At 69.7% G+C, this 10,663-nt stretch carries 7 protein-coding genes and 1 pseudogene; 3 read left to right on the plus strand and 5 right to left on the minus strand.

The window, feature by feature from the left end; genetic code table 11:
• Positions 1-222 precede the first annotated feature (222 nt).
• Positions 223-606, plus strand: a complete 384-nt coding sequence (locus HII36_RS49885) for a cell division protein SepF (protein ID WP_173530432.1) — start codon at positions 223-225, stop codon at positions 604-606.
• Positions 607-833: 227 nt separating this feature from the next.
• On the opposite strand, the gene HII36_RS49890 is transcribed toward HII36_RS49885, so the two are convergent.
• The 5 genes from HII36_RS49890 to HII36_RS49910 form a co-directional block, all read right to left on the minus strand.
• Positions 834-2,165: a hypothetical protein gene (locus HII36_RS49890; protein WP_236004899.1), complete on the minus strand. Its 1,332-nt coding sequence runs from the start codon at positions 2,163-2,165 to the stop codon at positions 834-836.
• Between the two features lie 121 nt (positions 2,166-2,286).
• Entirely contained in the window at positions 2,287-4,014 is a 1,728-nt protein-coding gene (gene argS, locus HII36_RS49895; RefSeq protein ID WP_173530433.1) for an arginine--tRNA ligase, read from the minus strand.
• The gene (locus HII36_RS49900) at positions 4,011-6,329 is read right to left on the minus strand and encodes an HAD-IC family P-type ATPase (protein ID WP_173530434.1); all 2,319 of its coding nucleotides are present in this window, start codon (positions 6,327-6,329) and stop codon (positions 4,011-4,013) included. Before HII36_RS49900 ends, argS begins: the two co-directional genes overlap by 4 nt.
• A gap of 39 nt (positions 6,330-6,368) precedes the next feature.
• Positions 6,369-7,388 carry a phosphate acyltransferase PlsX gene (gene plsX / locus HII36_RS49905; RefSeq protein ID WP_268959813.1) on the minus strand — a complete coding sequence of 340 codons (1,020 nt, stop codon included), beginning with the start codon at positions 7,386-7,388 and terminating at the stop codon, positions 6,369-6,371.
• A 168-nt stretch (positions 7,389-7,556) separates the two neighbouring features.
• The gene (locus tag HII36_RS49910; protein WP_328808257.1) at positions 7,557-8,114 is read right to left on the minus strand and encodes a DUF1707 SHOCT-like domain-containing protein; all 558 of its coding nucleotides are present in this window, start codon (positions 8,112-8,114) and stop codon (positions 7,557-7,559) included.
• A 176-nt stretch (positions 8,115-8,290) separates the two neighbouring features.
• On the opposite strand from HII36_RS49910, the gene HII36_RS49915 reads away from it, so the two are divergent.
• Both HII36_RS49915 and HII36_RS49920 read left to right on the plus strand, forming a co-directional pair.
• Positions 8,291-9,613, plus strand: coding sequence for a KamA family radical SAM protein (locus HII36_RS49915; protein ID WP_173530435.1), 1,323 nt, complete (start codon positions 8,291-8,293; stop codon positions 9,611-9,613).
• Positions 9,614-10,055: 442 nt separating this feature from the next.
• Positions 10,056-10,663, plus strand: a pseudogene (locus HII36_RS49920) (hypothetical protein); the annotation flags it as partial.

Genomic DNA, 10,663 nt, shown 5'->3' on the forward strand with positions numbered 1-10,663 from the left:
GGGTTTACCCTGGGAACTCTGTGTCGGGGAAGTCGCACACAGTCATCAGTGATCGCGCTGGGCCATACCGGGGGGTCGGAAATCCAGCTGCAAGCAGGCTGCAAGCCGTACAAAATGGAATTAGGGCTGGGCGTGTCGCGTGGCGAATGCGGAATCGTCGGTTACCGTCCAATGTGTAGGGACGTGCCGATTACGGTGAGTTCCTGAGGAAAGGACAAACCGATGGGGGCAGTGCGCAAGGTGGTGAGCTACCTTGGCCTGGGCGCGATTGACCATTACGACGAGGGTTACGACGACGACGGCCAGTACGAGGACGAGTACGTTCCGGCGTCGGAGCGGGCGGCCAAGAGGTGGCGCTCGACCATAGACTCGTCACGTATCGTGATGGTGCAGCCGCTCAAGTACAACGACGCGCCGTTGATCGGTCAGCATTTCCGTGAGGGTCAGACGGTCATCATGGACGTGACCGGCATGCCCATGCCGGAGGCGACGCGGATGGTCGACTTCGCGGCGGGTCTGGCGTTCGGCTGCGAGGGACGGATCGAGCGCATCGCCGATCGCGTCTTCTTGCTCGCGCCGGCACACGTGGAGATCGAGACGACCTGAAGGATGTCAGGGCGGCTGGCGGGCCGTCCGTGATGGAGGACTTGATGACGCCCTGGCCCAGCGGCCGGGGCGTCATCGTGTTGTCAGGGGCCCGAAGTCTCACGCGGGCGGGCGTGGATGTTCATGCGGGCCGGGCCCATAGGTTCAGGCCGCGCGGAGGTTCAGACGGCGCGGGGTTCGGGCTGCGGAGGGTTCAGGCGGCCCAGGGTTCGGGCCGCGCGGAGGGGTCAGGCGGCGCGGGGGCCGCGGCGGACCAGGCGGGTGAGTTCGGCGGCGTCTTCCGCGGCCTGGGCGGCGCGCGCGTCGGCTTCGCGTGCGTACGCGTGCAGCGCCCAGACCGCGCCTTCGGCCAGCTCCTTCAGCTCGCTCACCTGCCCCGCCACGTAGCGGGCGTCGGCCAGGGCGATGCGGTGGCGCTGCCAGAGCTGCCAGGCGGCCAGCCCGATCATCGTCACCCCGGCCGCGCCGAACAGCACGTGCACGAGCAGCGCGACCACCAGGCAGGCGACACCGGCCGCGATGAGCAGCATCGCGGCCCAGGGACGGCTGCGCGGGGCCAGGCCCTCGGTGACGATGGCGCGTTCGGCGGCGGCCAGCGACTCCTCGTCGGCGCCTTCCGGGCGTAGCTCGATGCGGTGGCCGAGCAGCGGCACGGTGAGCGCGTGCGGCGGTTCGAGCCGGCTGTCGGACTCCAGCTGCTCGGAGACGCCGCGCAGGATCGGCGCCGCCACGTGCAGCGCGATCGCCGACAGGTGTGGGTCGGCGCCGGGGCGCAGGTCGTCGAGCAGGTACGAGCTCAGCGAGGCCATCGGCCCGGCGGGCCCGCTCAGCCCGATCAGCGAGCGCAGGACGGCCAGCGGTTCGTCCTCGGCCCAGGCCGTGGCGGGGCTGCCCACGCTGTTGCCGAGCGCGCTCACCGGCACGTTCCGGCTCTGCCGGGTGGAGGTGATCTCCACGCATCTGGCGCGCAGCCTGGCCAGCCGGGCGGCGGCCTGCGCCGGGACGGCCAGTTCCGGGATCTCCGCCATCTCCGGGAAGTCGACCAGCGACGGCGGGATGACCACCGCCGGCTCCTCGGGCACCAGCGCCTGCACCCACTGCTGCGGGTCGGCGTGTTCCGGCACGGCCAGCGCGTCGAGCTTGCGGAGCACGAAGATCTTGCCGGCCGGTCCGTAGGCGCCCCGGGCCGCGGCCAGCCAGAGCGAACGCTGGCCGTGGGAGACGGGACGGTCGAGCGACAGTTCGCCGAAGGCGGTGCCGAGCCAGGAGGCGTGAATGCGGCTGCCGTGCCCGGACACCGCGAGCGCCAGGCACAGGAACAGCGCGGTCTGCTGCTGGTCGCGACCGGCCGCTCTGCTCAGCGGTTCGAGCGGGTCGTCACCGGCGAGGATGGCGACCAGGGCCTCGACGGCCGGTGGCAGCCAATATCCGGGTATGTCGCGGAAGTCGGGTGCAGCGGGGGGCGCGGTATCGCTGGCGGCGAGGTGCGCCAGCAGTGCTTCGGCGTAGCGATGCAACTCCGTCGCTGCTTGGGGGCTCGCAGTCAGGTCCGTGCTCAAGGCAGAGAACTCCCCCATTTCGGCCTCAGTTCATGACCGCGTAAAGCCTAGCCGTTTGGGCGCGCCCACCAGGCGGAGGCGCGCCCACGACGGGACGGGAGCTTTGCAGCCAACTGCCGGTTTACATGCGCTCGGGCACCGGGACGCCGAGCAGGTCGAGCCCGGTTTCGAGCACCCGGAGGGTCAGCGCGCACAGGGCGAGACGCGAGGCGCGCGTCTCGGGGTCGACGCCTTCCTTGAGCACCGGGCAGTTCTCGAAGAAGGTGGTGAAGGCGGTGGCCGTGGCATAGACGTAGTTGGCCAGCCGGTGCGGCTCGCTCAGCAGCGTGGTCTGCTCGACCACCGCGCCGAAGCCCAGCAGTTGCAGCGCCAGCTCGCGCTCCGCCTCGTGCCCGATCTCGATCGAGCCGATGGCGGCGACCGGGTCGACCTCGCCCTTGCGGAAGATCGAGCGGATGCGCGCCTGCGCGTACTGCAGGTAGGGGGCGGTGTTGCCGGTGAAGGCGAGCATGCGGTCGAAGTCGAAGACGTATTCGCTGTCGTGGCTAACCGACAGGTCGGCGTACTTCACCGCGCCCATGCCGACCGCCTGGGCGATCTCCGCCCTGGTGGTCTCGTCGTAGCCGCGGTCTTCGAGCAGCGCGGACGCCCGCTCGACCGCCTCGTCGAGCAGGTCGGTCAGCTTGACGGACTCGCCGGAGCGGGTCTTGAACCTGCGGCCGTCCTTGCCGAGCATCATGCCGATCTGGACGTGCTCGGCGGAGACGCTGTCGGGCAGCCATTCGGCCAGCTTGGCCGCGGCGAACACCATCCGGAAGTGCAGCGCCTGGTCGGCGCCCACCACGTAGAGCATCCGGTCGGCCTTGAGGTCGTGGACCCGGTAGCGGATGGCCGCCATGTCGGTGGAGGCGTAGCCGTAACCGCCGTCGCTCTTCCTGACGATGAGCGGCAGCGGCTTGTCGTCGGAGCCGGTGAAGCCGGGCGGGAACACGCACAGCGCGCCCTCGCTCAGCACCGCGACGCCGGCGGTCTCCAGGTCGTCGCAGGTCTTCTCGAGCATCGGGTTGTACATGCTCTCGCCGGCGATGTCGGCGTCGGTGAGCGTGACGCCGAGCATCGTGTAGACCTTGTTGAAGTAGCGGACGGTGGCGTCCATGAAGACGTGCCACAGCCGCATCGTCTCGGGGTCGCCCGACTGCAGCGTGGTCACCCGCACGCGCGAGCGCAGCTTGAACGACTCGTCGCCGTCGAACTTGGCGCGCGCCGCCTGGTAGTACTCGGTGCCCTGGCCGGCTTCGAGCTGCGCGACGGCGGCCTCTTCGCCGATGTCGAGCAGGTGCTCGATGAGCATGCCGAACGGCGTGCCCCAGTCTCCCAGGTGGTTCTGCCTGATCACCTTGTTGCCCAGGTGCTCGTGCAGGCGGGCCAGCGAGTCGCCGACGATCGTCGTGCGCAGGTGGCCGACGTGCATCTCCTTGGCCGCGTTGGGCGCGGAGTAGTCGATCACCACGGTCTGCGCGGGCGTGACCGTGGTGACGCCCAGCCGCGCGTCCTTCAACATCCGGCTGGCCTCGGCGGCGATCCACGAGTCGTTCAGCGTGATGTTGAGAAAGCCGGGGCCGCTGACCTCGACCGTGCCCGGGAAGTCCGACAGCTCCGTCTTGAGTGCTTCCGCGACCTCCCGCGGGGCTCGTCGCAGCCGCTTGGCCAGGCTCATCGCGACGTTCGCCTGGAAGTCGGCGAACTGGGAGGGCCGGATCAGCGGGTCTGCGTCGGCGTACTCCGAACCGAACGCGTCGGCCAGCGCCTGCTGGACGCGCTCGGTGAGCACTATCTGCGGGTCGGTCATGTTCTAAGGGTACCGGCGACCTTGACCGCGACGCTGATGGTTATCGCCGCCACCAGCGAGATGCCGACGGCCGTCAGGTCGTTGGAGACATCGCCGGGCGCGAGTGCGAAGAACGCGCGTACCCAGGGGATCGCCAGGCCGATCGCGAACAGCGCCGCCATCGCGGCGAGCAGCGCGATCCGCCACCAGTTGAACGGCCGGGCGATCAGCACCAGCACCCACCAGGTGGTGAGGAACAACGCGATCACCGCCGACGTCTGGTCCTCGACGAGCGTGGAGGTGCCGCTGTGCGCGGCCCAGAACGACAGCAGCACCGCCGCCGCGCAGATCACCCCGGCGGGTACGGCGAAACGCAGCACCCGCCGGACGAACCCGGGCCTGGCGCGTTCGAGCGTGGGCGCGAGCGCCAGGAAGAAGGCCGGGATGCCGATGGTCAGCGCGTTGACGAACGTCGAGTGGCGCGGCGCGAACGGGAACATCACCCCGGCCACCCCGACCAGCAGCGACAACACGATCGCGTAGAAGGTCTTGGTGAGGAACAGGTTCGAGACCCGCTCGATGTTGGCCAGCACGCGCCGGCCCTCGCCGACCACGTGCGGCAGCGTGGCGAACCTGTTGTCGAGCAGCACCACCTGCGCCACCGCCTTGGTGGCCGCGCTGCCGGCGCCCATCGCGATGCCCAGGTCGGCGTCCTTGAGCGCGAGCACGTCGTTGACGCCGTCGCCGGTCATGGCCACGGTGTGGCCGCGGGCCTGCAGCGCGCCGACGAACAGGCGTTTCTGCCTTGGGGTGACCCGGCCGAACACCGTGTGGGTGTCGAGGATCTCGCCGAGCTCGTCCTGGCCGGCGGGCAGGGTGCGGGCGTCGACGGCGCGGTCGCCGCCGGGGATGCCGAGCGCGGTGGCGATCGCGGAGACCGCGGCCGGGTTGTCGCCGGAGATCACCTTGACCGTGACGCCCTGCTCAGCGAAGTACCGCAGCGTTCGCCGCGCGTCGGGCCTGATGCGTTGTTCGAGCGTGATGAGCGCGACCGGCTCGGCGGTGGCGGTGGCGGTGTCGAGGCCGTCCGCCCGGCACAGCGCCAGGACGCGGGCCCCGGTCGCGGACAGCTTCGCGGCCTGGTCGTATCCGTCGCCGCCGCTCAGCAGCACGTCGGGCGCGCCGAGCAGCCAGGTGCCGTGCGGGCCGAAGTCGGCGCCGCTCCACTTGCGCGCGGAGGAGAACGGCACGGTGGCGGTGGCCGTCCAGCCGTCGGGCGCCTCGGGGAAGCGGGCCCTGATGGCCTGGGCGGTGGCGTTGGCGTGACGGTCCACGTGGGCCAGCGCGGCCAGTGCGGCCGGCGCCGGCTCGACCGGGCCGCCGTCGCGCAGCGGCAGCACCTGGTCGAGGTCCATGCCGCCGGCGGTGAGCGTGCCGGTCTTGTCGAGGCAGAGCACGTCCACCCTGGCCAGGCCCTCGATGGCGGGCAGTTCCTGCACCAGGCACTTGCGCCGGCCCAGGCGCACCACGCCGACGGCGAAGGCGATCGAGGTCATCAGCACCAGCCCCTCGGGGATCATGGTGACGATGCCCGCGACGGCCCCGGTGATGGCGGTGCCGAAGTCGGCGGAGTTCCTGAGCTGGCTGTGGATCAGCAGCGCGCCGATCGGGATGACCAGCCAGGTGATGTACTTGATGAAGTCGGCCACGCCCTGGCGCAGCTCCGAGTGCGCCAGGTGGAACCTGCTGGCCTCCTCGGCCAGCTTCACCGCGTAGGCGTCGGTGCCGACGTGGGTGGCCACGAACGCGCCCGAGCCGGCCACCGCGAAGCTGCCCGACAGCACCCGGTCGCCGGGTCGCTTGTGGACCGGGTCGGCCTCGCCGGTGAGCAGCGACTCGTCGACCTCCAGGCCGTCGGAGCCGACGACCTCGCCGTCGACCAGCAGGCGCTCGCCCGGCGCGAGCAGGACGAGGTCGCCCTCCACCAGCGCGCGCGGCTCGATCTCCCGCTCGCGGCCGTCGCGTCTGACCCGCACCGGCGCCTCGTTGATGACGGCGAGCCGGTCGAGCGTGCGCTTGGCCCGCAGCTCCTGGACGATGCCGATCAGCGCGTTGGCCACGATCACCAGGCCGAACAGCCCGTCCTGCCATTCGCCGAAGATCAGGATCAGCGCCCAGAGCACGCCGATGACCAGGTTGAACAGGGTGAACACGTTCGCCCTGACGATCGCGCCGAGCGATCTGCTGGACCGTCTCGGCACGTCGTTGGTCTTCGCCCCGGCGACCTGAGCCGAGGTGAGCCCCCTGGTGATCTCGGCTGAGGTGAGCCCGTCCACACAACCCCCCGTTTCTGTGGATCCGCTCACCTTATGGCGTCACCAGAGACGGTGTGATCGATGCGTGGCGGCGATCCGTTCGCCGATCCTGCCCACGATGCCGCCCTCGGCCAGGTCGGCGGCGAGCTTGCAGGCGGCGCTGACGCCGGCCGCCTTGGACGAGCCGTGCGCGATGACGACCGTGCCGTTCAGCCCGAGCAGCACGGCGCCGCCGTGGGCCTCGGCGTCGAGCCTGTCACGCAGGCCGCGCAGCCGCGAGCGCTGCATGAAGGCGCCGAACCTGGCCAGCCTGCCTTCGTCGATGGTCTGCCTGAGCTCGGAGAACGCGTAGCGCACCGCGCCTTCCATGGTCTTGAGCGCGACGTTGCCGGTGAAGCCGTCGGTGGTGATCACGTCCACGTCGCCGGTCAGCAGGTCGTGGCCTTCGACGTTGCCGGCGAAGTTCAGTCCGGGTGCGGCCTGCAGCAGCTCGTGCGCGCGTTTGACGAGCTTGTTGCCCTTCTCCGCCTCGCTGCCGATGGTGAGCAGGCCGATCCTGGGCTCGTCGATGTCGTAGGCGAGTTCGGCGTAGGCCGCGCCCAGATGGGCGAATTGCAGGAGCATTTCCGGCTTGGTCTCGGCGGTGGCGCCGGCGTCCAGGAGCAGGGTGGGCCGGGGCCTGGTGGGCAGCGCCACCGCGATGGCCGGCCTGAGCACGCCCTGCTGGCCCTTGAGCCTGAGCCTGCCGGTGGCCACCACGCCCGCGGTCGAGCCGGCCGACACCACGGCGGCGGCGTCGCCCCTGCGTACCAGATGGCAGGCGATCGCGATGCTGGAGCGCGGGCGGCGCAGGCTGGCCAGCGCGCCCTCGTTCATGGCCAGCGCCTCTTCCGCGCGCACGATCGGCACCTCTTTGGTGGCGTCGTGGTCGGCCAGCGCCTCGTACAGCACCCGGGGCGAGCCGACGAGCACCACCTGCAACCCGCGCTCGCGCACCGCGTGCACGGCTCCCGCCACGATCTCGTGCGGCGCGTGGTCGCCGCCCATCGCGTCGAGCGCGATCGGCCTGCTCTCGGACAATGGTCACCTCGTACGGCATGCGAGCCCGCCGTCACGGCTTGGCCGGAACGCGGGCTCGGTATGTCCGCATCGTAGGCAAGGCAGGAGCCAGGTTAACCGGCGGGTAGCACTGCTACTGCCCGTTGACGCAGGTTCCAGTCGGAGACGCCGCGCGCCACGTACTGCCCGTCAGCGCAGGTTCCAGTCGGAGACGCCGCGCGACACGATGACCTTGCCGAACGTGACCCGTCCGACCACCCGGATCACCGGGCCGTCGCCGCCCGCGCCGCCGGACACCTGGCGCTTGGCGAACAGCGCGCCGACCTCGTCGATCACCTGGGCGCTGTCGGGCACTCTGATGATCAGCTTGCCCATGTACGAGTTGACGGACAGCGTGATCTCGCGCCCGGGCAGCACCGCGTCGGACAGGTCCACGATGAGCGCGCCGAAGGTGGCCTGCAGGTGGGTGTGCCTGGAGGCGATCCAGCGGCCCTTCTTGACGACCTTGGAGAAGGTCGCGCTGACGGTCTGCTGCTCGATGCTCGCAGGACTGGACGTGACGGACACCGCAGGCAGATCCCGGGTGAGGGGGACGAGTTCGCCGACCGTCTTGGCCGTGTAGGCGGCCTCCAGGCGGTCGGCGTGCTCGACGCTGGTGAGTCTTCCGTTGGCGAGGGCCTCGCCGAGCACCGCTGCAACGCGGTCGCGATCGGCGTCTGAGGCACGCAGGGCGGGATCGTCGGTCACGATTAGCCATGGTATGCGCTAACGCGATATGTCGCGAGAGATTCGACCCCTGCAGAAACTTGGGGCCCACACGGAACCGTGACCTCGGGGCGGCGCGTCCGGTAAGAAGAACCGTAGACGCGCGACACGGTCGTGAGGTTTACATCCGATCGAACAAAAAAGATGGGAAAGGCCTAGTGATCTTGAACCAGGCAGGAACGCGACGCTTTCGGGCGTATACCTCGAAACACCTCGACGAGCTGCTGCTCCGCGCAGGGCTCGGTGACGAGGAGAGGCTGAAGGTCAGGGCGGTCGCCACCGTGCTGCCGTTCCGCACGAACGCCTACGTCGTGGATGAACTCATAGATTGGTCGGCCGCGCCCGACGATCCCATATACCGCCTCGTCTTCCCGCAGGAGGACATGCTTCCCGCCACCGATGTCGCCAGGCTCGCCGATCTGCTCAAGGCAGAGGCGCCCAACGCCGAGATCCAGGCCGAGGCGAACCGGGTACGCGCCCAGCTCAATCCCCATCCGGCGGGCCAGAAGGAGCTCAACGTCCCCACCATGGGGGACGAGCCGGTGCCTGGTATGCAGCACAAATACTCCGAGACCGTGCTCTTCTTCCCCAAGCAGGGGCAGACCTGTCACGCCTACTGCACGTACTGTTTCCGCTGGGCGCAGTTCGTCGGCGACGCGGACCTGAAGTTCGCCTCCGACGACATCGGCCAGATGGTGGCCTACATCCGCCAGCATCCCGAGGTCACCAGCGTGCTCATCACCGGCGGCGACGCCATGATCATGGGTGAGCCCGTGATCAGGCGCTACATCGAGCCGCTGCTCGAACTCGACCAGCTCGAATCGATCAGGATCGGCACCAAGGCGCTGGCCTACTGGCCGCAGCGCTTCACCACCGACCCCGACGCCGACTCCACGCTCGGCCTGTTCGAGGAGGTGATCAACGCCGGCAAGAATCTGGCGTTCATGGCCCACTTCACGCATCCGCGCGAGCTGGACTCGCCGCTGGTGGAATCGGCGGTCAAGCGCATTCTCGGCAGCGGGGCCACGATCAGGACCCAGGCGCCGCTGATCAGGTCCATCAACGACGATCCTCGGGTGTGGTCGTCGATGTGGCGGCGGCAGCTCAGGATGGGGATGATTCCCTACTACATGTTCGTCGAGCGCGACACCGGGCCGCAGGACTACTTCGCGGTGCCGCTGGCGCGGGCGTACGAGATCTTCAGGGACGCGTACTCGTCGGTCTCCGGGCTGTGCCGCACGGTGCGCGGGCCGTCCATGTCGGCCACGCCGGGCAAGGTCTGCGTCGACGGTGTCGTGGAGATCGCCGGGCAGCGGGTCTTCGCGCTCCACTTCATCCAGGCACGTGACCCCGCCCTGGTCGGACGGCCGTTCTTCGCCGAGTACGACCCGTCGGCCGTGTGGTTGTCGGACCTGCGTCCGGCCTTCGCCGATCGTTTTCCGTTCGAGTCCGCCGTCGATCAGGCGTTGCTGCCGGCGTAACGTCAAGTCCTTCCACCGCAACAGGAAAATCTGCGCCCCCGGCCCGTGACATTCGCTTTCAACAGGTGAGTCCACGGGCCGTGCGGGCGCCTTCCGCATGGTGGCGGACGGCCACCGAATATTCTCAATAGCGTCCATTTATTTCCCGATTTGTCTTCCGGTCCGGTGCTCCGCCTTTACTCGGTAACCGGGCTGCAAACCCCTGCTACATGGGCATTCATGCGCCTGCGGTCGATCACGCAGGGTGATAGAACTGCTGATGTAGCTCAGCCGGGACGGCGCGCTCGTGTGGTGCCCATAGCGTGTACGCCACGGCATTCGGGGGTTATCGATTCGCATTTCCACCGCATTCGAGAGCGATCGATCACGAGCCGGGAAGGCAATCATGAATCGTGTAGTCAAGGCGGCGGCAGCCGTCGCAGCATTTGGGTTGGCGGCGGCCATGGCCCCGCCGGCTCTGGCGGAAGAACAACAGCGCACTGACCTGCTCCCTGGCACCAACGCGAGCGGCGGCGGCCCGCTGGGCGGCGTCGTCGGCGGTCTGCTCGGGCAATCACTGCTGGGCGGACTCCTTGGCAAAGGCAGCCCGCGGCAGATCCCGATGACCCCCCAGACCCGGCCGCAGGGCGTCGGCCAGGCCGAGCCCGTCGCGCCCGCCGGCCCCAACCTGGCGGGCCCGCGCGGCCCGCAGGAGTCCGGCCGGTCCGCGCAGAGCGACTTCGGCAACCGGTACCGGCCGAGCCTTCAGGGCGAGCAGTACGGACAGGCCAGCCGACCCAAGTCGGCGGGAGCCGCCCCGTGGGAGAACCGGGCGCCCAGGCTGGAGCTGGTCGAGGGCCAGGGCTTCGGCACCGGTGACGTACTGCAGGGGTCCGGCGAGGGCAGCCCGCTGGGCGGACTCGGCGGACTGGCCGGCTCCACCGGCGGCACCCCGACGGGCAGCCTGACCGGTGGCGGCAGCCCACTGAGCGGTCTGACCGGTGGCGGCAGCCCGCTCGGCGCTCTTGCCGGCGGCGGCAGCCCGCTCGGCGGCCTGACCGGTTCCGGCGG

The sequence above is a fragment of the Nonomuraea antri genome, from assembly GCF_013283785.1.
Classification (GTDB): Bacteria; Actinomycetota; Actinomycetes; order Streptosporangiales; family Streptosporangiaceae; genus Nonomuraea; species Nonomuraea antri.